This is a genomic window from Pseudomonas sp. AFG_SD02_1510_Pfu_092 (assembly GCF_003331055.1).
Lineage (GTDB): Bacteria > Pseudomonadota > Gammaproteobacteria > Pseudomonadales > Pseudomonadaceae > Aquipseudomonas.
Genome location: NZ_PUQD01000034.1, coordinates 26974 through 53405 on the forward strand (window position 1 = coordinate 26974; position 26432 = coordinate 53405).

26 protein-coding genes and 1 pseudogene are annotated in these 26432 nt (G+C 64.6%); 15 read left to right on the plus strand and 12 right to left on the minus strand.

Annotated features, from left to right (window positions below; all coding sequences use genetic code 11):
• The first annotated feature begins 249 nt into the window (after positions 1–249).
• Positions 250–789, plus strand: coding sequence for an Rrf2 family transcriptional regulator (locus tag C6A77_RS15505; RefSeq protein ID WP_114170261.1), 540 nt, complete (start codon positions 250–252; stop codon positions 787–789).
• Positions 790–910: 121 nt separating this feature from the next.
• Here C6A77_RS15505 and C6A77_RS15510 read toward each other — a convergent pair whose 3' ends face one another.
• Entirely contained in the window at positions 911–1822 is a 912-nt protein-coding gene (locus tag C6A77_RS15510; RefSeq protein ID WP_114170262.1) for an AraC family transcriptional regulator, read from the minus strand.
• A 102-nt stretch (positions 1823–1924) separates the two neighbouring features.
• Here C6A77_RS15510 and C6A77_RS15515 point away from each other — a divergent pair, with 102 nt between their 5' ends.
• The 5 genes from C6A77_RS15515 to C6A77_RS15535 all read left to right on the plus strand — a co-directional run bounded on the left by C6A77_RS15515 (position 1925) and on the right by C6A77_RS15535 (position 6414).
• Positions 1925–2485: a carboxymuconolactone decarboxylase family protein gene (locus tag C6A77_RS15515; RefSeq protein WP_114170263.1), complete on the plus strand. Its 561-nt coding sequence runs from the start codon at positions 1925–1927 to the stop codon at positions 2483–2485.
• A gap of 99 nt (positions 2486–2584) precedes the next feature.
• Positions 2585–3649, plus strand: a complete 1065-nt coding sequence (locus C6A77_RS15520) for an acyl-CoA dehydrogenase family protein (RefSeq protein ID WP_114170264.1) — start codon at positions 2585–2587, stop codon at positions 3647–3649.
• Positions 3646–4467, plus strand: coding sequence for an ABC transporter ATP-binding protein (locus C6A77_RS15525; protein ID WP_114170265.1), 822 nt, complete (start codon positions 3646–3648; stop codon positions 4465–4467). Before C6A77_RS15520 ends, C6A77_RS15525 begins: the two co-directional genes overlap by 4 nt.
• Positions 4454–5659, plus strand: a complete 1206-nt coding sequence (locus C6A77_RS15530; protein WP_114170266.1) for an ABC transporter substrate-binding protein — start codon at positions 4454–4456, stop codon at positions 5657–5659. The genes C6A77_RS15525 and C6A77_RS15530 overlap by 14 nt, the downstream gene beginning before the upstream one ends.
• Positions 5659–6414, plus strand: a complete 756-nt coding sequence (locus C6A77_RS15535) for an ABC transporter permease (protein WP_114170267.1) — start codon at positions 5659–5661, stop codon at positions 6412–6414. Before C6A77_RS15530 ends, C6A77_RS15535 begins: the two co-directional genes overlap by 1 nt.
• 145 nt (positions 6415–6559) lie before the next feature.
• On the opposite strand, the gene C6A77_RS15540 is transcribed toward C6A77_RS15535, so the two are convergent.
• The 3 genes from C6A77_RS15540 to C6A77_RS15555 form a co-directional block, all read right to left on the minus strand.
• Positions 6560–7246, minus strand: coding sequence for a GNAT family N-acetyltransferase (locus C6A77_RS15540; RefSeq protein ID WP_114170268.1), 687 nt, complete (start codon positions 7244–7246; stop codon positions 6560–6562).
• A gap of 319 nt (positions 7247–7565) precedes the next feature.
• Positions 7566–7772: a 4-oxalocrotonate tautomerase family protein gene (locus tag C6A77_RS15550; RefSeq protein ID WP_114170269.1), complete on the minus strand. Its 207-nt coding sequence runs from the start codon at positions 7770–7772 to the stop codon at positions 7566–7568.
• Positions 7773–7790: 18 nt separating this feature from the next.
• Positions 7791–8525: an SDR family oxidoreductase gene (locus C6A77_RS15555; protein WP_114170270.1), complete on the minus strand. Its 735-nt coding sequence runs from the start codon at positions 8523–8525 to the stop codon at positions 7791–7793.
• Between the two features lie 124 nt (positions 8526–8649).
• Here C6A77_RS15555 and C6A77_RS15560 point away from each other — a divergent pair, with 124 nt between their 5' ends.
• Together C6A77_RS15560 and C6A77_RS15565 are read left to right on the plus strand one after the other, a co-directional pair.
• Positions 8650–9570 (plus strand): LysR family transcriptional regulator, encoded by a 921-nt coding sequence (locus C6A77_RS15560; protein ID WP_114170271.1) that lies wholly within the window; start codon positions 8650–8652, stop codon positions 9568–9570.
• Positions 9571–9658: 88 nt separating this feature from the next.
• Entirely contained in the window at positions 9659–9931 is a 273-nt protein-coding gene (locus C6A77_RS15565; RefSeq protein ID WP_114170272.1) for a hypothetical protein, read from the plus strand.
• A gap of 112 nt (positions 9932–10043) precedes the next feature.
• Here the strand turns inward: C6A77_RS15565 and C6A77_RS15570 are convergent, their stop codons facing one another.
• Positions 10044–10694: a TIGR04211 family SH3 domain-containing protein gene (locus C6A77_RS15570; protein ID WP_114170273.1), complete on the minus strand. Its 651-nt coding sequence runs from the start codon at positions 10692–10694 to the stop codon at positions 10044–10046.
• 227 nt (positions 10695–10921) lie between these two features.
• On the opposite strand from C6A77_RS15570, the gene C6A77_RS15575 reads away from it, so the two are divergent.
• Complete coding sequence (locus C6A77_RS15575) at positions 10922–11404, plus strand: VOC family protein (RefSeq protein ID WP_114170274.1); 483 nt, start codon at positions 10922–10924, stop codon at positions 11402–11404.
• Between the two features lie 215 nt (positions 11405–11619).
• On the opposite strand, the gene C6A77_RS15580 is transcribed toward C6A77_RS15575, so the two are convergent.
• Positions 11620–13368 (minus strand): BCCT family transporter, encoded by a 1749-nt coding sequence (locus C6A77_RS15580; protein ID WP_114170275.1) that lies wholly within the window; start codon positions 13366–13368, stop codon positions 11620–11622.
• A gap of 314 nt (positions 13369–13682) precedes the next feature.
• Between C6A77_RS15580 and C6A77_RS15585 the strand changes: the two genes are divergently transcribed.
• From C6A77_RS15585 to C6A77_RS15600, 4 genes are all read left to right on the plus strand, one after another.
• On the plus strand, positions 13683–14000 hold the full coding sequence (locus C6A77_RS15585) for a hypothetical protein (RefSeq protein WP_114170276.1): 318 nt from the start codon (positions 13683–13685) through the stop codon (positions 13998–14000).
• A gap of 8 nt (positions 14001–14008) precedes the next feature.
• The gene (locus C6A77_RS15590; RefSeq protein ID WP_012271937.1) at positions 14009–14209 is read left to right on the plus strand and encodes a DUF1289 domain-containing protein; all 201 of its coding nucleotides are present in this window, start codon (positions 14009–14011) and stop codon (positions 14207–14209) included.
• Between the two features lie 49 nt (positions 14210–14258).
• Positions 14259–14894 (plus strand): LysE family translocator, encoded by a 636-nt coding sequence (locus C6A77_RS15595; protein ID WP_114170277.1) that lies wholly within the window; start codon positions 14259–14261, stop codon positions 14892–14894.
• 187 nt (positions 14895–15081) lie between these two features.
• Entirely contained in the window at positions 15082–15873 is a 792-nt protein-coding gene (locus C6A77_RS15600) for a transporter substrate-binding domain-containing protein (RefSeq protein ID WP_114170278.1), read from the plus strand.
• A 29-nt stretch (positions 15874–15902) separates the two neighbouring features.
• Here C6A77_RS15600 and C6A77_RS15605 read toward each other — a convergent pair whose 3' ends face one another.
• The 4 genes from C6A77_RS15605 to C6A77_RS15625 form a co-directional block, all read right to left on the minus strand.
• A complete protein-coding gene (locus C6A77_RS15605) occupies positions 15903–16919 on the minus strand; it encodes an XdhC family protein (protein ID WP_114170279.1) in 1017 nt (338 codons plus the stop codon).
• A gap of 170 nt (positions 16920–17089) precedes the next feature.
• Positions 17090–18433 (minus strand): cytochrome c, encoded by a 1344-nt coding sequence (locus C6A77_RS15615; RefSeq protein ID WP_114170280.1) that lies wholly within the window; start codon positions 18431–18433, stop codon positions 17090–17092.
• 15 nt (positions 18434–18448) lie between these two features.
• Positions 18449–20698, minus strand: a complete 2250-nt coding sequence (locus C6A77_RS15620; protein ID WP_114170281.1) for a molybdopterin cofactor-binding domain-containing protein — start codon at positions 20696–20698, stop codon at positions 18449–18451.
• Entirely contained in the window at positions 20698–21153 is a 456-nt protein-coding gene (locus C6A77_RS15625; protein ID WP_114170282.1) for a (2Fe-2S)-binding protein, read from the minus strand. The genes C6A77_RS15620 and C6A77_RS15625 overlap by 1 nt, the downstream gene beginning before the upstream one ends.
• 274 nt (positions 21154–21427) lie before the next feature.
• Here C6A77_RS15625 and C6A77_RS15630 point away from each other — a divergent pair, with 274 nt between their 5' ends.
• Together C6A77_RS15630 and C6A77_RS15635 are read left to right on the plus strand one after the other, a co-directional pair.
• Positions 21428–23614, plus strand: a complete 2187-nt coding sequence (locus tag C6A77_RS15630) for an OsmC domain/YcaO domain-containing protein (RefSeq protein WP_114170283.1) — start codon at positions 21428–21430, stop codon at positions 23612–23614.
• A gap of 222 nt (positions 23615–23836) precedes the next feature.
• The gene (locus tag C6A77_RS15635; RefSeq protein ID WP_114170284.1) at positions 23837–24649 is read left to right on the plus strand and encodes a class I SAM-dependent methyltransferase; all 813 of its coding nucleotides are present in this window, start codon (positions 23837–23839) and stop codon (positions 24647–24649) included.
• Here C6A77_RS15635 and C6A77_RS15640 read toward each other — a convergent pair.
• Positions 24636–25511, minus strand: a complete 876-nt coding sequence (locus C6A77_RS15640) for a hypothetical protein (protein ID WP_114170285.1) — start codon at positions 25509–25511, stop codon at positions 24636–24638. The two genes, C6A77_RS15635 and C6A77_RS15640, sit on opposite strands and share 14 nt — an antisense overlap.
• Positions 25512–25513: 2 nt before the next feature.
• Positions 25514–26432, minus strand: a pseudogene (locus C6A77_RS15645) (hypothetical protein); the annotation flags it as partial.

Consider the following 26432-nt stretch of genomic DNA (forward strand, 5'->3'; position numbering starts at 1 on the left):
CGCAAGGTTCCAGGGTGGGCTTCGTGGGCGGGTTGCGTGCCCAGCGAATAACTACGACTTTATTAGTCGTAGTTATACCCTGCAAGTGTTTTTTCAACCGCGGCGCTGCGGCGCACCATTGCGCTAGGGCTCTGAACGCCGTGTTTCCTGGGCTTGAGGGCAGCGCCAAGCTGACCGGCGGCCGCTATGAGCTTTGCGGTGCGGGTGCTATCGGCGTATGATTTGCGACCAGATTGGTCGGAAATTGATATGTCGCTCTACAGTGCTGGCGTCGAATATGGCATCCATTGCCTGCTGTTCCTGGTGGACGAGCGGGGCGAATCGCGCGAGTCCAGCGTGCGCGACCTGGCAGAGCTGCAGGGTGTGCCTCAGGAATACCTGGCCAAGGTCTTCACCAAGCTCGCCCGTGCCGGGCTGGTGGCCGCCACCGAGGGCGTGCGCGGCGGCTTCCGCCTGGCCCGGCCGTCAGATGAAATCACCGTGCTGGATATCGTCTACGCCATCGACGGGCCGAAGAAGATCTTCGACTGCCGCGAGGTTCGTGAGCGTTGCACCCTGTTCGAGGGTTCGCCTCCGGGTTGGGCGACCGAGGGCACCTGCGCGATCCATGCGGTGATGCTGGGGGCGCAGAAACGCATGGAAGAGGCCCTGGCCCAGCAGACCATCCTTGATCTGGCGCGGCGCTTCGGGCGCAAGGCGCCGGCCGAGTTCGGGCAGAAGGTCAATGCCTGGATGGGCGAGCGGCGGGACGGCAAAGGGGCCGGGGATATTCCGCTCACCGAGGTCTGAACAGGTTGCTTGTGCCGGCCTCTTCGCGGGCTTGCCCGCTCCCACAGGAATTGCACAACGATTGTGGGATACCTGTGGGAGCGGGCAAGCCCGCGAAGAGGCCGGCGCAGAATTAACGCGTTCAGCGCCCCTCATGCTGCCGCCGATACGCCCCCGGCTGCACCCCCACCGCCTTGGCGAACGCCCGGGTAAATGCCGCCACCGACTGATACCCCACCTGCGCGCCCACCTGCTCCACGGTGTGCCCCGCCCGCAGCAGCTGGCAGGCATGGCGCATGCGCAGCGCCAGCAGCACTTGCCCGGGCGACTGCCCAGCCAGCTCATTGAAGCGCTTGAAAAACGCCGACCGCGACAAGCCGGTGCAGGCGGCCATGCTTTCCAGCGTCCAGGCGTGCCCCGGCTGCTCGATCAATTGCTCCAGCAGCCCGGCGAACGCCGGCTGGCGGGCGAGGGCGACCAGCCCGCCCAGCGACTGCCCGGCATGCACCTGCTGGCGCAGCACATACAGGAACAACAGGTGTGTCAGCCGCTCCAGCAACGTCTGCGACGGCCCGGCGCTGCGCCGGCATTCCTCAAGGATCAGCTCGAACAACGCGCGCGCCGCATGCCCGGCCGGTTCATCGGCACGCAGCACGATCCAGTCTGCCAGGCCATCGACGATCAACGCCGACAAGCCCGGCTTGAAGTGGAAGAAGCCACACACCAGCCCCACGCCGTCGCTGGCTTCGACGTCCAGCGCCTGCATGCGCTGGCGCGGCTGGGCACAGGCCGTGGCCGGGTCCTGGGCGCTGGCCAGGCGATAACCGAGGTCGCGCAGCAGGAACACCGCATCACCGGCCTCCAGGCGCAGCGCCTCGGCCTGGCCGTCGATATGCAGCCAGCAGTGGCCCTGCACCACCAGGTGGAAGCTGGCCCGGCCCATGCCCTGGGTACTGGCGTGCCAGCCGCCACAATAGCGGCCCACATGGAACAGGCTGGCATCGAGCTCCAGGCCCTCTAATAACCAATCGACAAGGTGGCTGGCTGAAATCATCTAATGCAAACACTCAAGAGCAAGGAAAGGCGACTGACGAATATGGAGGCTACTTCTTATAACCAACAGACTGTAGTGACCTTCATCAAAGGAGACCACTGCATGTCCTCGCGCATTACTTTACACACGCTGCAGAGCGCCCCGGAAGCGGCCCGCCCGTTCCTCGAGAATGCCCAGAAGAATTCCGGCTTCATCCCCAACTTGCTGGGCGTGCTGGCCAATGCGCCGGCGGCACTGGAAACCTACGTGACGGTTTCGGCACTCAACGGCAAAGCCGAACTGAGCCTGGCCGAGCGCGAAGTGGTACAGCTGATTGCCGCTACCCAGCACGGTTGTGACTTCTGCGTGGCCGGGCACACCGCTGTCGCCCTGAACAAGGCCAAGCTGCCGCCGGCGGTGGTCGATGCGCTGCGTGCCCGTGGCGAGTTGCCCGATGCCCGTTACGAAGCCCTGGCCGCCTTCGCCCGCGAAGTCATCGCCACCCGTGGCAACGTCAGCGAGGCCACCTACCAGGCCTTCCGCGCAGCCGGCTTCAGCGAAGGCAATGCGCTGGAGGTGATTCTCGGCGTGAGCCTCGCAACCCTGTGCAACTTTGCTAATGTGTTCGCCCAGACGCCGCTCAACGACGAGCTTGGCCAATACCGCTGGCAACCTTCGGCATGATCTGCGGGCAATTGCGCCCAGCGCGCGATCGTTGTCGCAGCGACCGCGTGTCGCGAACGGGCTGCCAGGCGGCCCCGGCGTTATCAAAGGAGTAGCAACATGCAGGATTGTGCATTTCGACGCTGGCTGGATGCCAATGCCGAAGCCATTGACCGGGGCCTCTGCGAGCCGCAGCTGGTGTTGGCGCAAATCGCCGAGTCGCAGCTGCTGCGCATCGGCATCGACCCGGCCCTGGGCGGGACGGGCGGGCAGGTGAGCGATGCGGTCGAAGCCATCGCGGCCATCGCCAGCCGCTCGCTGGCAGCCGCTTTTGTCTGCTGGGGCCAGCGCGCGTTTATCGAATACCTGTTGCACAGCCCCAACCAGCCCCTGCGCGAGCGCCTGCTGCCGCGCCTGCTGACCGGCGAGCTGGCCGGCGCCACCGGGCTGTCCAATGCCATGAAATTCCTGTCCGGCATCGAAACGCTGCAGGTGCGGGGCCGCCCGGGCGCCGATGGCTGGCAACTGGAAGGTCGCCTGCACTGGGTGACCAACCTGCGCAAGAGCGGTTTCGTGGTCGCTGCGGCCATCGAGGACGAAGCGGGCGGCGCGCCGTTCGTGCTGGCCATTCCTTCCGAGGCGCAAGGGCTGGAGCGCTCCGATGACCTGCAGTTGATGGGCCTGCAGTCGAGCAACACGGCGGCGCTGGCGTTCCATCAGGTGGCGCTGGCGCGTGACTGGCTGCTGCATGACAACGCCCGTGAGTTCCTGCCACGCGTGCGCCCGGCATTCCTGGCGCTGCAATGCGGCATGGCCATCGGCCTGGCGCGACGGGCACTGGACGAAGTCCAGGCGCACCTGCATGGCCGCGCGTCGTTCCTTGACGAAGCTCGCCAGGTGCTCGGCGAACGCCTGGAAAACACCGTCAGCGAACTCAAGCAAGGCTTGCACGATGGCCGCTTCCTGCAACAGCCGGCGGCGCTGTTCAAACTGCGTATCATCCTCGCCGAAAGTGCAGCCGACGCGGTGCAGCTGGAGCTGCAGGCCAGCGGTGGCAAGGCCTATCTCAGCGAGTATGGCGAAGGCTTTGCCCGCCGCTGGCGCGAGTCGGCCTTCGTGCCGATCGTCACGCCCAGCCTGGTGCAGCTGCGTGCCGAACTGCAGCGCCAGGCGGGCGCGGCATGACCGCGGTATTGCTCGAAGCCCGCGACATTAGCCTGGGCTACCCGCGCGAGGGTGGCTGGCAGGCGGTGCTGGCGCAGTTCGACCTGCAGCTGGCAGCGGGCGAAGTGGTGACCATCCTCGGCCCCAGCGGGGTCGGCAAGTCCAGCCTGCTGCGGGTGCTGGCCGGGCTGCAACAGCCGCGTGGCGGGAGCGTGGCCTTGCACGGCCAGCCGTTGCAGGGGCCACACCCGCGCCTGGCCGTGGCCTTTCAGGACCCGAGCCTGCTGCCCTGGCTGAGCCTGGAAAAGAACGTCGCCTTCGGCCTCGACTTTGCCCGCCAGCCCCGGCTGGCGGCTGCCGAGCGGCGCGCCCGTATCGACCATGCAATTGCTGCCGTGGGCCTGGCCCATGCGCGTGGCCAGTACCCGGCGCAGCTGTCCGGCGGCATGGCCCAGCGCACCGCACTGGCCCGTTGCCTGGCCCGCCAGCCCGAAGTGCTGTTGCTCGACGAGCCGTTCGGCGCGCTGGATGAAGTGACCCGCGCCGACATGCAGCAACTGCTGCTGCAACTGATCGCCACCCACAACACGGCGGCGATTTTGATCACCCACGACATCGACGAAGCCCTGCTGCTGTCCGACCGGGTTCTGCTACTGGGCAATCACCCAGCGCACATCCTCGGCCAGTGGCACATCGACCTGCCGCAACCACGGACGCAGCGGGTCGAAGAACTGGGCGCCTTGCGCATCGAGATACTGAAAACCCTTCGGCGGGCAAGCCGCACAGTCGAACCTACCCCAACCCCGTTGCCCTCGGAGGCTGTCCATGTGCATGGATGACTGCTGTTCCGCTTCTTCGCGTCGCGATTTCCTCAAACTCGGCGCCATGCTCACCGCGGCCGGTGCCTTGCCGCTGCTGTCGAGCCTGCAGGCCCGCGCCGCCGCCGAACCGGACGCGCCGGTGCGCATCGGCTACCTGCCGATCACCGACGCCACGCCGCTGTTGGTGGCGCACAACAATGGCCTGTTCGAGGCCGAGGGCATCAAGGCCGAGCGCCCGGTGCTGCTGCGCAGCTGGGCACAGGTGATCGAGGCGTTCATCTCTGGCCAGGTCAATGTCATCCACCTGTTGTCGCCGATGACCGTGTGGGCCCGCTACGCCAGCAAGGTGCCGGCCAAGGTGGTGGCCTGGAACCACGTGGGCGGCTCGGGCCTGACCGTCGCCCCGGACATCCACGAGCTGAAGCAACTGGGTGGCAAGACCGTGGCCATCCCGTTCTGGTACTCGATCCACAACGTGGTGCTGCAACAGATGCTCGGCGACCACGGCCTGACCCCGGTGTCGAAGCCGGCCAACGCGTCCCTGGCCGCCAACGAAGTCAACCTGCTGGTACTGCCGCCGTCCGACATGCCGCCGGCACTGGCCAGCAAGCGCATTGCCGGCTATATCGTCGCCGAGCCGTTCAACGCGCTGGCCGAGAACCTCAAGGTCGGCCGCGTGCAGCGCTTTACCGGCGATGTGTGGCGCAACCACGCCTGCTGCGTGGTGTTCATGCACGAGCACGACCTGAACAACCGCCCCGAGTGGTCGCAGAAGGTGGTCAACGCCATCGTCAAGGCCCAGCAGTGGACCCGCGAGCACCGCGCCGAGGCCGCAGCGCTGTTGTCCAGGGCCGGGCCCAACAAGTACACGCCGCATGAGCCTGCGGTGCTGACCAAGGTGCTGGCCCCGGCTGCCGAAGACCGTGCCGGCTACATTGCCAGCGGTGCCATTCGCCACCAGCAGTGGGACGAAAAGCGTATCGATTTCCAGCCTTACCCGTACCCCAGCTACACCGAAGAGCTGGTCAAGCGCCTGAAAACCACGCTGATCGAGGGCGATAACGCGTTCCTTGCTGGCCTGGACCCGGCACAGACCGCTCGCGACCTGGTAGACGAGCGCTTCGTGCGCAACGCCATCGCCGCCGTTGGCGGGCCATCGGTATTCGGCATTGCCGACAACTTCGAGCGTAGCGAGGAGTTCGCGGTCTGATGCGCACGCATGTCGTTCATGCCGGCCTGGGTCTGGCCGGGTTGCTGGGTTTGTTGCTGTTGTGGTGGGCGGGGGTCGCGTTGTTCGGTGACGCCGATGGCCTGTCGGCACGCTTTTCACCGGCGGCGACCCTGGCCAGCCTGGTCGAGTTGCTGGGGCACGGCGAGGTCTATGGTCATATCTGGGTCAGCCTCAAGCGGATTCTGCTCGGGCTGCTGCTGGCGCTGCTGATCGGCGTGCCGCTGGGCCTGCTGGTGGGCAGCTACCGGCACCTGGAGGCGGCGACCACGCCGGCGTTCCAGTTCCTGCGCATGATCTCGCCGCTGTCGTGGATGCCGGTGGTGGTGATGCTGATGGGCGTGGGCGACCAGCCGATCTACTTCCTGCTGGCGTTCGCCGCGCTGTGGCCGATCCTGCTCAACACCGCAGCCGGGGTACGGCAGCTGGACCCACGCTGGTTGCAGCTGAGCCGCAGCCTGAGTGCGACGCGCCGCGAGACCTTGTGCAAGGTGATCGTGCCGGGGGTGATCGGCCATGTGCTGACCGGCGTGCGCCTGGCCATCGGTATTCTATGGATCGTGCTGGTGCCGTGCGAAATGCTCGGTGTGAGCGCGGGGCTGGGGTACTACATTCTCGATACGCGCGACCGGCTGGCGTATTCCGAGCTGATGGCGATGGTGCTGCTGATCGGGGTGCTGGGCTTCGTGCTGGATGCCTTGGCGCGTGGCTTGCACCGGCGCTGGGTGCATGGCTGACGTACCCTGTGGGAGCGGCTTTAGCCGCGAAGAAGCCGACGCGGTGGATGGCACCGGCTTGTGCCGGTGTTCGCGGCTAAAGCCGCTTCCACAGAGGCCGGAGATGCAATGAGTTACCTGCATGCTGTGGGAGCGGACGGGTGAATCAATGCACGGTCTTGCGCTGGCGCACACATTCCCGGGCCTGGGCGGTCAGTTCGTCCAGCCGCTCGTCACGCATCTGTTCCGCTTCGATCATCGCATCTTCACCTTGCTGGTTGAGCAGGTAGGTATGGATCTGCATCACTTCCGCGGTCTGGTAGATCGGCGCGATGTCCAGCCGCCCGATCAGCGCGCCGCTGGCCTGCCCGGTGCTGCTCATCAGCACCTGCGGCCCATTGGCGGCCACCACCTGCATGCCCATCGCCTCGAACCACGGCACCTGGCTGGCGAAGGCATTGAGTTCGACGCAGGCATGGCGTGCCTGCAGGTCGCCCAGCAGGGCCCGGGCGATACCCTGGCGGCGATGGCTGGCGCGCACCGCCAGGAATGCCAAGGCACAGGCCCGGTCATCGTCCTTGGCGGGCAGCGACAGGGCAAAACCCAGCAACTGGTCCGGCGCCTCGGCATCCAGCGCCAGGGTCAGCGCCACGGCCAGGCCGCGGGTGCCGTCCAGCGCTTGCAGGTACTGGTGCACTTCCATGCCGACGCCGTACTGGTACAGCGGGTACAGCGGGTTGTCGGCGCTGATGGCGACACTGCTCAGTTCGCCGACATGGTGGATCACCAGCTCGCGGATCTGGTTCTGGAAAGATTCGGGCGGCACGCTGTCGAGGCGGCTCAGGATGAACATCGGGGGGTGGGCTCCGGCGGGTAGATGAACGGCCCGCGCCATGCCGGCGCGAGCGCTACAGTCTAACCGTTTTTGCCGTCAGCGCCTTTGCCGAGGTTGTCGAACACCGCGCTCAGCAGCACCTGACCATGCAGGCCCAGGCTTGCGCGGTACCTGTGGGAGCGGCCGTGGCCGCGAACACCGGCGCAGCCGGTGCCATGCACCGCGCCGCCTGCTTCGCGGGCGTGCCCGCTCCCACAGGGAACGATGCAGCCCGGGCTTGCGCGGTACCTGTGGGAGCCGGCTTGCCGGCGATTGGGCCGCAAAGCGGCCCCCAGCCTCACCCCCGCTCGCGCGCACGCCGCGCCGTCACCGTTTCCCCGCCAACCCCCCAGTTATCGGTCGGCACTTCTTCGATCACCACGAAGGTGCTGGCCGGCGGTTTGCCCAGCACCTGCTGCAACATGCGGGTCGTCTGTTCGATCAGCTGGCGCTTGTGTTCAGCGCTCACCCCTTCATCGGTCACCCGAATATGGACATACGGCATGCTTGTCTGCTCCTCTGTTCAATGCCAGGTGCCGGCGGTGCTACCGCCATCCACCGGCAAAATGACGCCGCTGACGAAGCGCGAGTCGGCCAGGTACAGCACCGCGTCCACCACATCCTGCGGCGAGCCGGTACGACCACTGGGTGACAGCGCGCCCAGCCCTTGCACATTGCCGCCATGCAGCGGCGTATCGATGATCCCCGGCGCCACGGCATTCACCTGCACGCCGCTGGCGGCCAGTTCCAGCGCCAGGCCTTTCACGGCCTGGTTCAGGCCGCCCTTGACCAGCACCGGCAACAGCGCCGGTACGCGCGTGTCCGGTTGCAGGGCGATGGAGGCCGTGATGGCGATGATCTGCCCGTGGCCTTGGCTGGCCATGATCCGCGCCGCTTGCTGGGCCGGGTAGAAGAAACCCTTGAGGTTGGTGCCGACCAGGGCGTCGACATCGGCTTCGCTGTACTCGGCAAAGGGTTTGGCGATGAAGATGCCGGCGTTGTTGATCAACAGGTCGACACCCCCGAAGGTGTGTACTGCGCTGGCGAACAGGCGCTGCGCGGTGGCCGCTTCGGCGATGTCACCCGCCACGCCGATGAAGCGCGAAGGCTTGCCGAGGCGGGCCGCGGCTTGTTCCAGGCGGGCCTGGCTGCGGGCATTGCCGACGACGTTGTCGCCGCGTTCGAGAAAGGCCTCGGCCAGGGCGAACCCCAAGCCGCTGGAGGCTCCGGTGATGATGACGGTGCGTGGCGTGTTCATGTGCATGGTCTCCAGTGAAATGAGCCTTGGGCTCGGTGTGGAACCACTGTAAGTTGCAACCAGCACTTGAAAAATGCGCCGTACGGCATTTCAATCGATCCATCATGTAATCAATCGAGCAGCCATGACCCGCCATTTCGATGACCTGCAACTGGGTAGCCTGGAGCTGTTCTGCCTGGCTGCCGACAGCGGCAGTTTCACGGCTGCAGCCACGCAGGCCGGGGTCACCCCGGCGGCGGTCAGCCGCAGCGTGGCGCGCCTGGAAGAGCGCCTGGGGGTGCGCCTGTTCGTGCGCACCACCCGGCAGATGCGCCTGTCCGCGGCCGGCCAGGCTTATTACCAGCAATGCCGGCAGGCGCTGGGGCAACTGGTCGAGGCCGAACGCCAGGTCACCGGCGGGCAGCTCGAGCCGAGCGGCCGCCTGCGCATCAGTGCGCCTACGCCCTATGCCCACCACCGCCTGTTGCCGCTGCTGCCGCGCTTTCGCCAGCGTTACCCGAAGGTGCAGGTGGATGTGCATGTCAGCAACCGCAACGTCGATTTCGCCGAAGAACCGTTCGACCTGGCCATTCGCGGTCGCGAGCCGGCCGATTCACGGTTGGTGGCGCGCCGCCTGGAAGACGCCGAACTGGTCGTGGTGGCCACGCCGGGCTACCTGGCCCGTGCCGGTACGCCCCAGACACCGCACGATTTGCTGCAGCACGAGTGCATCCAGTTCGAACTGCCCAGCAGTGGCCGCCGCCCGCCGTGGAGCTTTCACCAGGGTGGCCGCCTGGTGGAGATTGAAACCCAGGGCGGGCTCACCTGCCTAGGCGACTTCCTCGCCACCGCCACGTTGGTGCGCCACGGCGGCGGGCTGATGCAGGCCTACCGCTTTACCGTGCAGGACGCGCTGGCCAACGGCGAACTGGTGGAAGTGCTTGGTGAATTTGCCGGCACCTCGCGGCCGTTCATGCTGATCTACCCGCAGGCCCGACACATGCCGCTGCGGGTGCGGGCGTTCATCGATTTCCTGTTTGCACAAACCGGCGCGCGATTGGGCTGAAGCGGTGCGGGCATTGGCCAACTATGCTTCTGGCTGCGTCGAGCCGCATGTGCCTCGACGACCCTTATGGTTTCCAGGAGAACGCTCCATGAAATCCACGAAATGCATCCCCCTGCTGGTGATTGCCTCGGTGCTCAGTTTTGCCGCACACGCAGACCCTGCGAGCAACTGTGCGGCCAAGATCAAGGAACTTGAGGATTTCGACAAGGCGAGTGGCCAGGCAATGCATGGCGGCATGGCCCATGACTTCAAAGTCCACCTGCAAAACGCCAAGGAGGCTCAGAGCAAAGGTGACATGACTCAGTGCCAGGCCTCGGCGGACCTGGCCAAGACTATCTATAACAAGGCACGTAGCCGGTAAGTCTGCACTGGCCTCTTCGCGGGCTTGCCCGCTGCCACAGGTTTTGCGCAGCCGGTGCAATACCTGTGGGGGCGGGCAAGCCCGCGAAGAGGCCGGTACAGGGAAGCACCATTCAGAACCAGCGGTCGTTCTTCTTCCGCCCACGGGTCAGCGACGGCAGGATCAGCCCCGCCAGCAAGCCCGCGCCGGCAATGCTGCCGCCATACACCATGTAGCGCATCATTACCTGCTTGTTCTCGTCACCCAGGCGCGCCTGGGTATCGCGCAGGGTCGACTGGCTCTGGTCGAGCTGTTCGTTCAGCGCCTGGTTGCGCGCTTGCAGTTCGTCGATCAGCTGCTTGCGTGAGTCGAGGGTTTCCTGCATGCCTTGCACGCGCTGCTTCCAGCTGTCGTCGATGGTCTTCAACTGCCCGGTCAGCTCCGCGACCTGGGTATCGAGCTGCGGCAGGCGCTCGCTCTGGCCCGGCACTGTCTGCAGATCGCTGCTGAGAATCCACACCACATCACCGTTCTGCCCGCGCACCTGGCTGTAGTTGCCTTGGCTGCCGATCAAGCTCAGCTTCTGCCCGGACTTGAGCGTACCGACGATGCGGTGGCCATCGGTCGGGCCACTGCGCACGTAAGTGCTCAGGCTGTCGCTGACCCAGCGGGCATCGCTGGCTGGCTCTTCGGCATGCACCGGGGCGGCAAGGGCCACCAGGGTGGCGATCAGGCCGCCACGCAGGGCAGTGAGGGCGGAAGCAGTCGGGCGGGAATCGGGCATGTTGGGTCTTCGCTGAAACAGGACAAAATTAGGCCCGGTGACTGGGCCGATGAACCGGTCGGTGAGTTGACCGTCAGCCAAAGACCGCATTTTTGTCAGCTGGTTCATCACCTGATATCGGAAATGTCTGCAGGATGTTGCAGAAACGGGTCGCGACCGGGTGGCCGTCGCTGCCTGGCGAGGCGGGCTAAACTCCAATGTCGAGGTCTTTTTTCTGGAGCAGAATCATGACTGCCAAGAACACCATCTGCCTCTGGTACGACAGCGCTGCCGAAGAGGCGGCGAACTTCTACGCCAGCGTCTTTCCCGACAGCAGGGTGATTGCAGTGCACAAGGCGCCGGCGGATTACCCCTCGGGCAAGCAGGGCGATGTGCTTACCGTCGAGTTCAGCGTCATGGGCATTCCCTGCGTGGGCCTCAATGGCGGCAAGGCGTTCAGCCACTGCGAGGCATTTTCGTTCCAGGTCAGCACCGAGGACCAGGCCGAGACCGACCGCTTATGGCAGGCGATAATCGGCAATGGTGGCCAGGCCAGTGTCTGCGGCTGGTGCAAGGACAAGTGGGGCATATCCTGGCAGATTACTCCGCGTATCCTCATCGAAGCCCTCGGCGACCCCGACCGGGCGGCGGCCAGGCGCGCATTCGAGGCGATGATGCAGATGGGCAAGATCGATGTGGCCAGGATCGAGGCGGCGTTGAAGGGTAACTGAGGCGTTGCCCGAACGCGTGGCTGCCAAGGATGACTTTGTATGAAATCACCCAGCCCCTGTGGGAGCGGCTTCAGCCGCGAAGAATCCAGCGCGGTGCATGGCACCGGCTACGCCGGTGTTCGCGGCTGAAGCCGCTCCCACAAGCTCCCTGCTGATTCAATGAGGTATGTGCAAATTCATGAGAGCGAGCGTGGCTCGCTCTCACTGTGCGGATGTCAGGCTTGCGAAACTTCACCCGACGCCGCCTCGGCCTTGGCCGACGTCTTCTTCTCCTGCACCACGATGTAGAACTCCTCGCCATGCTTTACCGCGCCATACAGCACGGCCTTTTCGATCAGTTCGTTACCACGCAGGTGGCGCAGCATCATCGGGTCCTTGCGCAGGTCGCGGTACAGCGCCAGGCACAGCAGCACCATCACCACCACGAACGGCAGGGCGACCACGATCGTCAGGTTCTGCAGGCCGGTCAGCGCCTCACCGGGCGCGCTCGGGTCGCCGATCGCCAGCATGATGGCCGCCACCGTACCGGTCAGCGCACCCCAGAAAATCACCGTGCGCCGTGATGGCGTGGTAGTGCCGTGCTCCGACAGCGTGCCCATCACCAAGGAGGCCGCGTCGGCCCCGGAAACGAAGAAGATGCCCACCAGTATCATCACCAGCACCGAAGTGGCCGAGGCCAGCGGGTAGCTGTCCAGCAACTGGTACAGCGCGTGATTGCTGTTGACCGCACCGTTGACCAGCTGGAAGGTCCCTTCGCGCAGGGCATCGATCCCCGCGCCGCCAAAGATGGTGAACCACACCAGGCTGACCAGGCTCGGTACCAGCAGCACCCCGGTGACGAACTGGCGGATGGTGCGGCCGCGGCTGATGCGGGCGATGAACATGCCCACGAACGGCGTCCAGGAAATCCACCAGGCCCAGTAGAACACGGTCCAGCCGGCCAGCCAGCTGTTCATCTGCTCGCCACCGCTGGCGTTGGTGCGGGCCATCATTTCCGGCAGCATCTTGATGTAGATGCCGATCGAGGTCGGCAGCAGGTTGAGCATCAGCAGGGTCGGGCCGACCATGAACACGAACAGCGCCAGCACCAGCGCCAGCACCATGTTGGTGTTGGACAGCCACTGGATGCCCTTGCCGATGCCGGACACCGCCGAGGTGACGAAGGCGACCGTCAGCAGGGTGATGATCGAGATGTAGAACAGCTTGCCGGGGCTTTCGATCCAGCCGTTGTATTCCAGGCCGCCGGCGATCTGCAGGGCACCCAGGCCCAGGGACGCCGCCGAGCCGAACAGCGTGGCGAAGATCGCCATCATGTCGATCAGGCGGCCCAGCGGGCCATTGGCGTGCTTGCCGATCAGCGGCCGGAAAGCGGCGGAAATCAGCTGCGAGCGGCCGCGGCGGAAGGTGCCGTAGGCAATCACCAGGCCGACGATGGCGTACATGGCCCAGGGGTGCAAGGTCCAGTGGAACAGGGTGGTGGCCATGGCCACCTGCATCGCTTCACTGGACTGCGCGGTGGTCGAGCCCGGCGGCGGCGACACATAGTGCGACAGCGGTTCGGCGACGCCGAAGAACATCAGGCCGATGCCCATGCCGGCGCTGAACATCATCGCCACCCACGACACCGTGCGGAACTCCGGCTGCTCGCCATCGCGCCCCAGCGGTACCCGGCCGTAGCGGCTGGCGGCGAGCCAGAGGACGAACACCACGAACAGCGTCGAGGTCAGCACGAAGAACCAGCCGAAGTTGAGAATGACCCAGGATTGTGCGCCGGACGCGCTGCTGGCGAGGCTGGCCTGGTTGATGAAGCCCCAGAGTACGAAAGCGATGGCCAGGAGGCTGGTAAAGCCAAAGACGATCCAGTCGAGCTTGCCCTCGAAACGCCGGTCCTGGCGCGCTTCGGCGGTTTTCGAGGGGTCCGTCACGCCAAGATCGAGCGTTTCGGTGATGTGTTCCTTTGCCATGTAAGATGAGGCCCCTTTGTGGTTTACCTGCGCTGCAGGCTTGTAGTTGTGTGGGCTACCGAGTTCGATGACGGCTTCGGCGGGTTGAGTGCTGGCGCGATTATCCTGCGCGCGAAATGCCGGCTCCTGTCCCGATAGCGCCCTGGGGCGTCCCTTGCGCGACCTGCCAAATACTTTTAGTTCCGGGGGCGATGGCCCTTTCTGCCTCGCGTTCTGGTACCCTGATGGGCATCCACCGGGCCTGCACATCCGAGCACCGTAGACGCGTTGCTGCTTGTGGGCCTGGCCGTCCCAGGAAACGGAGATTCGTCAACATGGCCACTGACCGTGTGAGCCTGATTCATTTCGATAAACTGAGCATGAGCCCTGCCGCTGCCGACCGGTTCCAGAACGCCCTCGACGCGCTGGAAGCGCTCAAGCTGCAGGACCGTTACGTGTACCTCATCGCTCCTTATCTGGGTGATATCGCAGACGCCTCCGACGCCGAGCAACTTGCCACGGCCCGCGAGCAGGGCTTGCGTGTGGTCGACGAATTGCTGGCTGCCCACTCGGTGAGCAAGGCCAAGGCCGAGGAAGTGCGCCAGGTGTTCCACGCTGCTGCCGAGCGTGCACAGGCAGAAATGCCCGGCTGAGTGGCGGCATGGCCAAAGACATCGACAACCCTTGCGTCTCGCTGTGCCAGCTCAATAGCGAACTGTGCGTGAGCTGCGGCCGCACCCGTGATGAAATCCGCAAATGGCGGGGCATGAAGCGCCCCGAGAAGATGGCTACCGTGCAACGGGCGGCAACCCGCATGAAGGCTATCGCCAAGAAGGCGGCCAAGCGGCAGAATGCCGACTGAGCCTGCGTGACTGCACGCGGTCCTTCCTGATTGTCTGACGAGCCTTGAAATGGATTCTCACTCGCTGTTCGCATTCACCCTGGTCGCTGCCATTGCGATCGCCAGCCCCGGTCCCGCCACCCTGATGGCCATCAACAACAGCCTGGCCCATGGCCAGCGCAGCGCGATCTGGTCGTCGCTGGGCAATGGCTCTGGCCTGTTCTGCCTCTCGGCCGCCGCCATGCTCGGGCTGGGCGCGCTGCTGGCCAGTTCCGAAATGTTGTTCAATGCGGTGAAGATCCTCGGTGCGGGCTACCTGTTCTACCTGGGCGTGCGGCAATTGCTGAAGAAAAGCCCGATGCTGGCGCCGGGGGCTGTGGACGGTGTGGCGCGACCGACGCCGCTTAAACTGTACAAGTCGGCCTTCTTCACCGCAGTGACCAACCCCAAGGCGACCATGTTCTTCACCGCGCTGTTCCCGCAGTTCATCGACCAGGGTGCGGCGTTGCTGCCGCAATTCCTGATCCTGACCGGGATATTCGTCAGCTTGTCACTGGTCTCGCTGAGCCTGTATGCCGCGCTGGCGGCGCGGGCAAAGGGTGTGCTGACGCGGCCGGCGCTGTCGCGCTGGGTCAGCCGCGTGGTGGGCACGACCTTTATCGGCTTTGGTGCGGCGATCCTGGCGATGCGTCGGCAGGGGGCTTGAGGCCCGGTCGCCGAACCGGTGTACGTCGTGTTGCCGAGGGCTGGCCGATGAAAGGCCAGCCCGATGGCCGCGCATGGTCCAGACTGTCTACAGCATGTACGAACGGATGCTGCAGTCGACCACAGGAGGTGGCAGCCTTTGGCCACCGCTTCGGGTCTGCGGAGGTTACATGGGCCGAGGGTCGTCGATGATCGAGCGTTGCTTTCGCCACGCCTTGCGGCTGCTGGCGTGCCTGTTGCTGCTGCCGCTGGCGGCGCTGGCGCACGGCGAGTGTCGCCGGCTGACCGCCACCGGCAACCCGGAATACCCCCCTTACCTGTGGCGCGACCCGCAAAACCCCCAGCAACTGATCGGCGCCAATGCCGACCTGCTCAAATACCTGGGCAAGCAACTGGGGCTGGAAATAGAAGTGGTCTACGGCGGGCCATGGTCGCGCGCCCAGGAAGAAGTGCGCACCGGCCGCATCGACCTGATGGCCGGGTATTTCCTGACCACGGATCGCCAGCAACAGATGGACTTCATCGTCCCGCCGTTCCTGCATACCCCCAGCGTGGTCTGGGTGCGCCAGGACAATGCCTTCGCCTACCGGCAATGGGCCGATCTCAAGGGTCGCAAGGGTGGCACGCTGGTCAATAACAGCCACGGCCAGCAGTTCGACGACTACGCCAAGGCCAATCTCACCCTCGAGGCCGTGCCCGGTGCCAGGCAGGCGTTCGAGAAACTGGTGCACAAGCGCAGCGACTACCTGGTGTACGAGCAGTACCCGGGCATGGCCCTGGCGCGCACTTTGGGCATTGCCGACACGCTCCAGGTGCTGCAGCCGCCGATCTCCAGCGAAGGGCTGTACCTGGCGCTGTCGCATGACTCGCCGTGCAACCAGCCGCAGCTGCGCGAGGCGCTGGCACGCGAGATGAAGAAGATCGCCGCCGGGGAGCTGCCGGAACAGCTGGTGCTGCAGAGCCTGGAGCGCTGGCAGTAAGGCAAAGCATCGCGTCTGCTGGTCGTGCATCACTGATGCGCGACCTCCCGGGCGAGTTTGGCCCGGCTCACGCTGACCGCACCCGGCAGGCTGACGTCGTTTTTCGTCGCGAGGATCTCGGCCATGACGCTGACCGCGATCTCTGCCGGGGTCTTGCTGCCTATATAGATGCCGATGGGGCCATGCAGGCGCTGCAACGACGCTTCGCTTTCGCCGAAGTGTTCGATCAGCCGTTCGCGGCGCAGCTGGCTGTTGCGCCGTGAGCCGATGGCGCCGATATAGAAGGCCGGGCTGTGCAAGGCTTCGAGCAGGGCCAGGTCGTCCAGCTTGGGGTCGTGGCTGACCGCGACGATGGCGCTGCGCAGGTCCGGGGCGAAGGCGCGCACCACATCGTCCGGCATGCCGGCCAGGGGATTGACCCCGGCCACGTTCCAGCCTGCCGTGTACTCGGGGCGCGGGTCACACAGTGAAACACTGAAGCCGTTGAACAGGGCCATGGTCGCCAGGTATTCGGCCAGCGCGCCGGCACCGATCAGCAGCAGGCGGTAGCCGGGGCCGAGGGTGCTGAGCATCTGCCGGCCGTCGAAGCTGAACAGCTCGGGCGTGGTGGTGGCGCTGAGGCTGGCTTCGCCGCTGCGCAGGTCGAGCCGCCGGCGTATCAGCCTGCCGCTGTCGAGGCCGGCCAGCAGTTGCTCCAGGTGCGCCAGCGACGGGGCGAACTCCAGCAGCAGTTCGAGGGTGCCGCCACAGGGCAGGCCGAAGCGGTGGGCCTCGTCGGCGCTGACGCCATAGCGCACCACCTGGGGCAGGCCGCCGGGCATGCCGGGGCCGCCATAGGCGCTGGTGTAGCGGTGGATGAGATCGTCTTCGATGCAGCCGCCGGAGACACTGCCGACCACCCGGCCGTCGCTGCGCAGGGCCATCATCGAGCCCACCGGGCGCGGGGAAGAGCCCCAGGTACGGGCGACCGTGGCGAGCAGGGCGCGGTGGCCGGCGGCGAGCCAGTCTCGGGTGGTGCGCAGGACCAGCAGGTCGATGCTTTCCATAGGGGCTCCGGTAAATAGAGGATTCCGGTAAATCTGATGTTCAAGGCTGGCTGTGCCGGCCTCTTCGCGGGTGAACCCGCTCCCACAGGTACTGCACAGGTCTTGAGGCTGATGCCTGTCCTGTGGGAGCGGGTTCACCCGCGAAGAGGCCAGCACAGCCATCGCAGTTTTCAGCGCATGTGCAAAATGATCGGGCTGCTGCTGGCCGGGTCGGTATGCCCGCGCAACTCGCCCACCGCCTGCGCCGTCACCGCACCGCCGTGGTTGCCCCAGGCCGTGCGCACGAAGCTCAGCACCTCGGCAATCTCCTGGTCACTCAGTTGCTCGCGGAACGCCGGCATGCGGTAGGCATCCGGCAACCCTGCCGTCACCACACGCTGCGAGCCATTGAGGGTGATGTTGATCGCCGAGGCGTGCTCCTTGGCCAATGCCGAGGTGGCGCCGGCCAGTGGCGGCATCCATTCGGCCTGGCCTTTGCCGTCCAGGCCGTGGCACGACGCACAGCGCGCTACATAGGTGCGTGCGCCAGGCCGGTCGAGCCGCGCTGTGGCTGATTCTGCCTGGTACTGCCACGGCTCGCCGTCGCGTTGCCGGTCCCCGGGCAGCGACTTCAGGTAGCGCGCGATGGCCGCCAGGTCGTCGTCGCTCATGAACTGCGTGGAGTTGTTGAACGCTTCGGTCATCGAGCCGAATACCACGGCATGCCGGTTGCGCCCGGTCTTGAGGAACTGCGCGATCTCGGCCTCGCTCCAGCGCCCCAGCCCGGTGTTGGGGTCGGCCCGCAGGCTCGGTGCGTACCAGCCATCGAGCAGCGCACCAGCGAGGAACGGCTTGCCGCTGTCATCCAGGGCCTTCTCGTTGAAGGCCAGGCCGCGCGGCGTGTGGCAACTGCCGCAATGGCCAGGCCCTTGCACGAGATAGGCGCCGCGGTTCCACTGCGCGTCCTGGCCGGGCTGCTCGGCGTACGGCGTGGTGGCGGCGAACAGGCCGTTCCACACGGCAATGGGCCAGCGCAGGTTCAGCGGCCAGGGAATGTCGCTGGGCAGGTTGGCCTGTTGCACCGGTTGCACGCCGAGCATGAAGAACGCGTACAGCGCCTTCACGTCGTCATCGCTGAGCTTGGCATAGGACGGGTAGGGCATCGCCGGGTACAGCCGCCGGCCGCCAGGCGCGACGCCCTGGCGCACGGCGCGGTCGAAGTCGGCGAGGCTGTACTGGCCGATGCCGCTGTTGCGGTCGGGGGTGATGTTGGTGGCGTGGATGGCGCCCAGGGGGGTGGCCATTTCCAGCCCGCCGGCGAACGGCTTGCCATCCGGCAGGCTGTGGCAGGCGACGCAATCGCCGAGCCGGGCCACATACTCGCCACGGCTGACCAGCGCCGGGTCGGCAGCCGTGGCCGGCGCGCCGGCAAATGGCGAGGCGGGCTCGCGGGTGGCATACCAGGCCAGCAGGCCTGCCGCGAGCAGGCACGGCAGCGCCAGCCAGGCAGCGATCCTTGCGCAACGATGGGGCATGGGGCGTCCTTGTGCTCAGCTGAAGGTATGGCGGCTCAACGGCAGGCTGCGCACGCGCTGGCCAGTGAGCTGCGCGACCGCATTGACCACTGCCGGGGCCACGGCGGGCAGCGGCGGCTCGCCGATACCGCCCATCTTCGCCCCGCTTTCGACGATGCGCACATGCACCCTGGCCATGCGCGACGGTGGCAGGATCGGGTACAGGTCGTAGTTGCGCGCGCGCGGCTTGCCATCGACGTACACCGCTTCTTCCAGCAGGGTCTGCGACAGGCCCAGGGCAACGGCGCCGTTGACCTGATGCTCGATGATCGCCGGGTTGACGATGCTGCCCGGGTCGATGGCCTGCCAGATGTCGTGCACCTTGACCTGGCCGTTTTCGATCGACACTTCGGCAATCACCGCTGCCTCCGAGCCGAACGGCGAGGCCATGGCTACGCCACGCGCGCGTTTGCTGCCGTCCTCGGCGGTGAACGGCCCGCGCTTCCAGCCGCCGGACAGTTCCGCGACGGCCTGCAGCAGGTTGGTCAGGCGCGCATTGCCGCGCAGCAGGTGCAGGCGCAGTTCGAACGGGTCCTTGCCGCCTTTGTCGGCCAGTTCGTCGAGGAACGATTCGTAGAAGAAGTCGTTCAGCGAGTTGCCTACCGAACGCCAGTAGCCAAGCATGGCCGGGCCTTTGACGTAGATTTGCGCAATGCGTTTGTTGGCGATGGCGTAGGCCTTGCCCGACAGCCCTTCGAGCGCGGTCGGGTCGAGCTTTTCGCCTTGCTTGCCGGCGATGGCTTCGGTCGGGCCCTCGGTGGCGCTCACCGCTTCGAGGGCCACCGGCAGGCCGTCGGCATCCAGCCCGGCGCGGAACTTCACCACGGCGACCGGGCGCAGCACATCGCGCAGGAATTCTTCTTCGCGGCTCCAGATCAGTTTCACCGGTCGGTCCACCGCCTTGGCCAAGGCAATCGCCTGCGGGTAGGGGTTGGCCGAGTCGTAGAGGAAATGGCGGCCAAAGAACCCGCCCAGCAACGGCGAATGCAGGGTGATCTGCGCCGGGGCCAGGCCGGTGCGCCTGGCAATGTCGTCACGGAACATGTCCGGGGCCTGGTTGGGCAGCCACACTTCCAGGCTGCCGTCCGGGTTGAAGCGGGCCAGCGCCGATGGCGGTTCCAGCTGGGCGTGGTTGAGGTACTGGTTGTGATAGGTCGCCTCGACCCGGGTCTTGGCATTGGCCAGCATGCCAGCCACATCGCCCTGGTTTTCCTCGTCGCGCGCCGGGCCCTCGACCGTGGCCAGATGCTCGCGCCAGCCATCGCTGGAGAAATCCGCCGGCATCGGCCGTACCGGGCTGTCGGCAGCAGGCTCCTGCCAGTCCACCTGAAGGGCTTCGACCGCGCGCTTGGCGTGCCACCAGCGCTCGGCAACCACCGCCACGGCGCCTGGCAACTGATGCACCGAGTGCACGCCCTTCATGGCCTTGACCTGCGCTTCGTTGCGCAGGCTGCCTACGCTCATGCCCAGGCGCGGCGCGTGTTGCACGGCGGCATGGAGCATGCCGTCGACCTTGATATCGATGCTGTACAGCGCCTTGCCGGTGGACTTGTCGTAGGCATCCAGGCGCCGTACCGGCTTGCCGATCCAGCGAAACTGGCTGGGGTCGCGCAGCTTGACGCTGGCCGGGTCTGGTACCGGCAGGTCCATGGCGCGGCTGGCCAGTTCCGCGTAGGGGATGGATCGCCCGCTCGTGGTATGTACCACGTTACCCGGCGTGGTGGAGAGTTCTTCGACCGGAACGCCCAGCTGCTCGGCACCCGCCTGCAGCAGCATGGCCCGGGCCAGGGCGCCCAGGCGGCGCATGGTCGGGTAGCTCATGCGCACCGACATGCTGCCGCCGGTGATGCGCATGCCGTTTTCCATCACCACATAAGCTTCGCCGGGGGGTGCACTGTCGACCACGAAATTGGCCGGGTCGACGTCCAGCTCTTCACCGACGATTTGCGCCATGGCCGTGAAGGGGCCTTGCCCACCCTCCATGAACGGGCTGAGCAGGCGCACCGTGCCGTCTGGGCGAATCTCCAGAAACGCCGGCACCTGGGTGCCGCGTTCAGCGGTCGCTGCGGTTGCTGCCTGCACCCGGGCCGACCCCGTGGGCAGGCCGAAACCAAGCACCAGGGCGCCGACCGCGGTGCCGGCAAGAAAGCGCCGCCGCGACAGGTTGACCGTTTCGCCCTGTTGCAGCTTGAGCAATTCGGCAGGGGTATCGACTGGCGTGTTCATCAGGCCTTCTCCCCCTGGGCCAGTTCATGCACGGCGGCATGGATGGCGTTGTAGGTGCCGCAGCGGCACAGGTTGACCATGGCTGCCTCGATCTGCGCGTCACTCGGCGTGGGCGTATGCTTGAGCAGCGCCGTGGCGGCCATCACCTGGCCGGACTGGCAGTAGCCGCACTGGGCCACCTGGTGCTCGACCCAGGCCGCGACCACCCGTTTGCCGACGGCATCGGCTTCGATCGCCTCGATGGTGGTCACCTCGCGCCCGACCACCCCGGCCACCGGGGTAACGCAGGCGCGCACGACAGTGCCGTCGATCAGCACCGAGCAGGCACCGCACTGGGCCAGGCCGCAGCCATACTTGGTGCCGGTAAGCCCCAGGTCATCGCGCAGCACCCACAGCAGGGGCGTATCGGCGTCGGCCTCGACCTGGTAGGTCTTCTGGTTGATGCGTAGTTCCATGGTTCACCTGCTCGTCAACGGTTGCTGTCGCCGGGTTCTTGCGGAGCGGGGAATACGCTGTTCCCCGGTGCAGAAACGCTAGCACAGGGGCGCGACCGCTGGTCTGCTGGCAGGGGCAGGTTCAGAGGATCAGGCAAGCAATTCGGTGGAATGCGCAAGTCTGTACCGCTCCCACAAATAAAGAACGTGTTCTGAGTTGAAGGGGACTTCCGCAACGAAAACCCGGATAATGCCGGCCAATTCGTTTTGCGCGCTTAAATCACGGTAATCCCGCATGGAAATCAAGGTCAATTTTCTCGACAATCTCCGTCTCGAAGCCAAATTCGACGACTTCACGGTGATCGCCGATCAACCGATCCGCTACAAGGGGGATGGCTCGGCCCCGGGGCCGTTCGACTATTTCCTGGCGTCTTCGGCCTTGTGCGCGGCTTACTTCGTCAAGCTTTACTGCCAGACCCGCGACATTCCCACCGAAAACATTCGCCTGTCGCAGAACAACATCGTCGACCCGGAAAACCGCTACAACCAGATCTTCAAGATCCAGGTCGAGCTGCCCGAGGACATCTCCGACAAGGACCGCCAGGGCATCCTGCGTTCCATCGACCGTTGCACGGTAAAGAAGGTGGTACAGACCGGCCCGGAGTTCGTCATCGAAGTGGTCGACAACCTCGATGCCGACGCCCAGGGCCTGCTGATGCCGGTGTCGGATACCCGCACCTGCATTCCAGGCAAGGACCTGCCGCTGGAGCAGACCATCGCCAACATGTCGGGCATTCTCGCCGGGTTGGGGATGAAGATCGAAATCGCTTCGTGGCGCAACATCGTGCCCAACGTGTGGTCGCTGCACGTGCGCGACGCCCAGTCGCCGATGTGCTTTACCAACGGCAAGGGTGCGACCAAGGAGGCCGCGCTTGCCTCGGCGCTGGGTGAATTCATCGAGCGGCTGAACTGCAACTTCTTCTATAACGACCAGTTCTGGGGTGAGGACCTGGCCAACGCGCCGTTCGTGCACTACCCGAACGAGCAATGGTTCAAACCCGGCCCACGCGATGCGCTGCCGGTCGAAATCCTGGATCAACACTGCCTGGCAATCTACAACCCGGACGGCGAGCTGCGCGGCTCGCACCTGTACGACACCAACTCGGGCAACATCGCGCGCGGCATCTGCTCGCTGCCGTTCGTGCGTCAATCCGACCAGCAGGTGGTGTACTTCCCGTCCAACCTGATCGAGAACCTGTTCCTCAGCAACGGCATGAGCGCCGGCAACACCCTGGCCGAGGCGCAGGTACAGTGCCTGTCGGAAATCTTCGAGCGCGCCGTGAAGCGCGAAATCCTCGAAGGTGAACTGTGCCTGCCGGATGTGCCGCAAGAGGTGCTGGCCAAGTACCCGGCCATCGTCGCCGGTATCCAGGGCCTGGAAGAGCAGGGTTTCCCGGTGCTGGTCAAGGATGCGTCGCTGGGCGGTGAGTTCCCGGTCATGTGCGTGACCCTGATGAACCCGCGCACCGGTGGTGTGTTCGCCTCGTTCGGCGCCCACCCGAGCCTGGAAGTGGCGCTGGAACGCAGCCTGACCGAATTGCTTCAGGGCCGCAGTTTCGAAGGTTTGAACGACCTGCCGCAGCCGACGTTCGAAAGCCACGCGCTGACCGAACCGAACAATTTCGTCGAGCACTTCATCGACTCCAGCGGCGTGGTGTCGTGGCGTTTCTTCAGCGCCAAGGCCGACTTCGCGTTCGTCGAGTGGGACTTCTCCGGCCAGGGCGAGGACTCCAACCAGCAGGAGGCCGCGACCCTGTTCGGCATCCTCGAGGACCTGGGCAAGGAAGTGTACATGGCGGTGTACGACAACCTCGGCGCCACTGCCTGCCGCATTCTGGTGCCGGGCTACTCGGAGATCTACCCGGTCGAGGACCTGATCTGGGACAACACCAACCGCGCCTTGTCGTTCCGTGCCGACATCCTCAATCTGCACAGCCTCGACAACCGCTCGCTCAAGCTGTTGCTCAAGCGCCTGGACAACTGCGATGTCGATGACTACACCACCATCACCACGCTGATCGGGGTAGAGTTCGACGAGAACACGGTGTGGGGCCAACTGACCATTCTCGAGTTGAAGCTGCTGATCTGCCTGGCCGTGCAGCGCTTCGAGGACGCCAAGGAACTGGTCGAGGCGTTCCTGCAGTTCAACGACAACACGGTCGAGCGCGGGTTGTTCTACCAGGCGCTGAACGTGGTGCTGGAGGTGCAGCTGGATGATGAGCTGGAGCTGGACGACTACCAAGCCAACTTCCGCCGTATGTTCGGCGATGCGCGCATGGATGCCGTGTTGGGCTCGGTGGACGGCAGCGTGCGCTTCCATGGGCTGACGCCGACCAGCATGAAGCTGGAAGGCCTCGACCGCCACCTGCGCCTGATCGACAGCTACAAGAAGCTGCACGCGGCCCGGGCCAGGTTCGCCTGACCGTCGCGGCGCCCGGCGCTCATCTCGATCGCATGGCTTGAAGCCCCTGCGGCCGAGGTGGGTGCCGGCAGCGTTCATATAGCGCTTTGTTCTTGCCCCTATCCCCAATCTGACTTGCCGCTGCGCCTGCCAGGCGCGTAGCGTTTTGCTCCCAATCCCTCGATCCACGGCGCGTTGACCGCCAGAAGGACCTCGGCCGCGCACAACAAGAAGGCGCAGACCATGAGCACCCCTTTGGATACCAATGCCTTGAAAGCCCGCCAGCAAGCCGCCTGGGCCAGCGGCGATTACGCGGTCATCGGCACCACCCTGCAACTGGTGGGCGAACGCCTGGCCGAAGCCTGTGACTTGCGCTGGGACGAACAGGTGCTGGATGTCGCCGCCGGCAACGGCAACGCCACCTTGGCAGCTGCCCGGCGCGGCTGCCGGGTGACTTCCACCGACTATGTGCCCGAACTGCTCGAGCGCGGTAAAGAACGGGCGCGGGCCGAACGCCTGAACGTGCTGTTTCAGGCAGCCGATGCCGAAGCGCTGCCGTTTGCCGATGGCAGCTTCGATGCGGTGCTTTCCACCTTCGGCGTGATGTTCGCGCCCGACCAGGCCCAGGCGGCGCGCGAATTGAGCCGGGTGTGTCGGCCCGGTGGCCGTATCGGCCTGGCCAACTGGACCCCGCAAGGCTTCGTCGGGCAAATGTTCAAGACCCTCGGGCGGCATCTGCCGCCGCCAGCCGGCGCTTTGCCGCCTTCGCGCTGGGGCGATGAACAACAACTGCGGGTGATGTTCGGCGAGGCGCTCGGTGAGTTGAAGGTCAGCCGTCAGCAGTTCAACTTCCGCTATCGCTCGGCGGCTCACTTCATCGAGGTGTTCCGCACCTGGTACGGGCCGGTGCACAAGGCGTTTGCTGCGCTGGAGCAGGAAGCCGCCGCCGCGCTGGAAAACGACCTGACGGCGTTGCTGAACGAGAGCAACGTCGCGGGGCCCACATCGTTGGTGGTGCCGAGTGAATACCTTGAGGTGGTAATTACTCGGGGTTAGCAGACGCTCCTTCGAAGGCCTTCGCAGGTGGCGGCGCTGCACGAACATTGAACAGCTTGCAGACGAAGTACCAACAGATGGCGACCGTGAGGTTGTACGGGAACAGCACGGCCCAGAATGGTAATTGCCAGTTCTTCTTGCCCTGCATTTCACCGGGTTCGCCGGTTCGCCAGGGGGCGTAGTGGCGCCAGGCTTCTGCCGGGGTCAGGCAGATGGCGTGCAGAGGCTTGTGCCACCAGTTGGGTTCGCCGGGCGGTGGGAGCTTGTCCGGGCCGTGGTCCATGAAATGGCGGAGGTATTCCCAGACTTCGGCGACATGCTTGACGCCGGGTTCGGTGGGTTCGTTGCTGTCGACCCAGAGGCAGTCCTTCTGGTGGAGGCTGCCGTCCGCCCGGCGCGGGGCGAAGGCCAGGGCATAGCTGGTGCTGAAGGAAGAGCCGCCGAATTCGGTGCGTTTGAATAGGCCACCTCCGGTATTTTTCCAATCAAAAACCAATACCTTACTCAAGCGCTGGTAGTAGATTTTTTTTGTTGAACGATTGAGAACGAAGTTTGACAAACCTCTTATAAAAAAGATTCGATACATCAGAAAAGGAGTAAATATGAAAGGCATTATTAAAAACGATAACAGCAATTCGGTGTCTTCCGTGTATAGGTCTGGGATGCTTGGAAAGAGGTAGGGGTAAAAACCAATCAGTAAGATGATCGTCATGGCGCAATATAGTTTTCCCATGAATACGGAATCTGTTACCCAGGGATTTCGCAGGCATAAGGTATTTTTTGATACTTTCACCAACTGTCCCCCGATGGCAGGTTTATGCCCGGAGTCTAACGTTGAGTTGAATAGCCAGATGGTTGCCATGATCAGCGCTCTAGACGAAAAATTGACAGGATCTCACTGTCTTCATCCAACCCTGGGTTGACGCTGTAGGCTAAATGCAGTGAGACATGATTTTGGGTGCCTAGCGTGTTCTCGAAATGCAGAACTAAGCCAGCGCTTACAATGTGACCGGTCGGGGCGATTGGAAAAACGTCCATTCCTTGGTCGTTACGGAGGGTGCTCAAGGTTCCTGACCATTCGCTTACTCCAAGCACGAAGCCAGGCAGCAGCACGGTGATCTCAACGGTTGGTTGAGAGGTGGCTACTTCATTGTGGGTGATAGCTGTCCAGTTTGGCGGAGACCAGTGATTATTCTGATGCCATTTGGTGTCGGCTTTAGTCATGCCGAGTGATAGAGCTTGCTCGGCGGATAACAGTTTTGGTCCGTAATGCTCACTGTGCCAAGCTTTGATTTCTGTTTGTAGCGATCTGAAAGCAGGAAGTTTCTTTTCGTAGTCCAAGACGATCCCAGGGCGTGCTTCCCCATCGTTGATACGATTACCGAATACGCTACGTGCTGCCCAAAGCTCAATTGGACTGTGAAGTCGCTCATGTGCCTTGGCATGGAGATAGAGGCCTCCTGCAATGATGGTTGTGCCTACAAGAACAAGGGCAGCTGCGGCCCATCCGGCGAAGGGCACAACCGATGTAGCACCCGCAACAGCAAGTCCGGCTTCAAGGACAACAGCAGAGCCAATAGCCATGCTTAAGCCACCAGTAATGGTGTATTTACCGGCAGTAGAGTCACCGTTATTGAACTGGCGAAACCCCTTGGATGCATCAGAGAACAGGCCAAATATTATTGCAGGATATCCTGCTAAACGCGCATAAAGATTACTGCTTAAAAATTTGACTACCCCATTACCAAACGCCATCCCCGGCGCTGTTGCACTCAACCTCAAC

Bases quoted from the DNA above. Each gene is read 5' to 3' on its own strand.
- C6A77_RS15505 (WP_114170261.1), top strand. From the start codon at position 250: ATGTCGCTCTACAGTGCTGGCGTCGAATATGGCATCCATTGCCTGCTG.
- C6A77_RS15510 (WP_114170262.1), bottom strand. From the start codon at position 1,822: ATGATTTCAGCCAGCCACCTTGTCGATTGGTTATTAGAGGGCCTGGAG.
- C6A77_RS15515 (WP_114170263.1), top strand. From the start codon at position 1,925: ATGTCCTCGCGCATTACTTTACACACGCTGCAGAGCGCCCCGGAAGCG.
- C6A77_RS15520 (WP_114170264.1), top strand. From the start codon at position 2,585: ATGCAGGATTGTGCATTTCGACGCTGGCTGGATGCCAATGCCGAAGCC.
- C6A77_RS15525 (WP_114170265.1), top strand. From the start codon at position 3,646: ATGACCGCGGTATTGCTCGAAGCCCGCGACATTAGCCTGGGCTACCCG.
- C6A77_RS15530 (WP_114170266.1), top strand. From the start codon at position 4,454: ATGTGCATGGATGACTGCTGTTCCGCTTCTTCGCGTCGCGATTTCCTC.
- C6A77_RS15535 (WP_114170267.1), top strand. From the start codon at position 5,659: ATGCGCACGCATGTCGTTCATGCCGGCCTGGGTCTGGCCGGGTTGCTG.
- C6A77_RS15540 (WP_114170268.1), bottom strand. From the start codon at position 7,246: ATGTTCATCCTGAGCCGCCTCGACAGCGTGCCGCCCGAATCTTTCCAG.
- C6A77_RS15550 (WP_114170269.1), bottom strand. From the start codon at position 7,772: ATGCCGTATGTCCATATTCGGGTGACCGATGAAGGGGTGAGCGCTGAA.
- C6A77_RS15555 (WP_114170270.1), bottom strand. From the start codon at position 8,525: ATGAACACGCCACGCACCGTCATCATCACCGGAGCCTCCAGCGGCTTG.
- C6A77_RS15560 (WP_114170271.1), top strand. From the start codon at position 8,650: ATGACCCGCCATTTCGATGACCTGCAACTGGGTAGCCTGGAGCTGTTC.
- C6A77_RS15565 (WP_114170272.1), top strand. From the start codon at position 9,659: ATGAAATCCACGAAATGCATCCCCCTGCTGGTGATTGCCTCGGTGCTC.
- C6A77_RS15570 (WP_114170273.1), bottom strand. From the start codon at position 10,694: ATGCCCGATTCCCGCCCGACTGCTTCCGCCCTCACTGCCCTGCGTGGC.
- C6A77_RS15575 (WP_114170274.1), top strand. From the start codon at position 10,922: ATGACTGCCAAGAACACCATCTGCCTCTGGTACGACAGCGCTGCCGAA.
- C6A77_RS15580 (WP_114170275.1), bottom strand. From the start codon at position 13,368: ATGGCAAAGGAACACATCACCGAAACGCTCGATCTTGGCGTGACGGAC.
- C6A77_RS15585 (WP_114170276.1), top strand. From the start codon at position 13,683: ATGGCCACTGACCGTGTGAGCCTGATTCATTTCGATAAACTGAGCATG.
- C6A77_RS15590 (WP_012271937.1), top strand. From the start codon at position 14,009: ATGGCCAAAGACATCGACAACCCTTGCGTCTCGCTGTGCCAGCTCAAT.
- C6A77_RS15595 (WP_114170277.1), top strand. From the start codon at position 14,259: ATGGATTCTCACTCGCTGTTCGCATTCACCCTGGTCGCTGCCATTGCG.
- C6A77_RS15600 (WP_114170278.1), top strand. From the start codon at position 15,082: ATGATCGAGCGTTGCTTTCGCCACGCCTTGCGGCTGCTGGCGTGCCTG.
- C6A77_RS15605 (WP_114170279.1), bottom strand. From the start codon at position 16,919: ATGGAAAGCATCGACCTGCTGGTCCTGCGCACCACCCGAGACTGGCTC.
- C6A77_RS15615 (WP_114170280.1), bottom strand. From the start codon at position 18,433: ATGCCCCATCGTTGCGCAAGGATCGCTGCCTGGCTGGCGCTGCCGTGC.
- C6A77_RS15620 (WP_114170281.1), bottom strand. From the start codon at position 20,698: ATGAACACGCCAGTCGATACCCCTGCCGAATTGCTCAAGCTGCAACAG.
- C6A77_RS15625 (WP_114170282.1), bottom strand. From the start codon at position 21,153: ATGGAACTACGCATCAACCAGAAGACCTACCAGGTCGAGGCCGACGCC.
- C6A77_RS15630 (WP_114170283.1), top strand. From the start codon at position 21,428: ATGGAAATCAAGGTCAATTTTCTCGACAATCTCCGTCTCGAAGCCAAA.
- C6A77_RS15635 (WP_114170284.1), top strand. From the start codon at position 23,837: ATGAGCACCCCTTTGGATACCAATGCCTTGAAAGCCCGCCAGCAAGCC.
- C6A77_RS15640 (WP_114170285.1), bottom strand. From the start codon at position 25,511: ATGGCAACCATCTGGCTATTCAACTCAACGTTAGACTCCGGGCATAAA.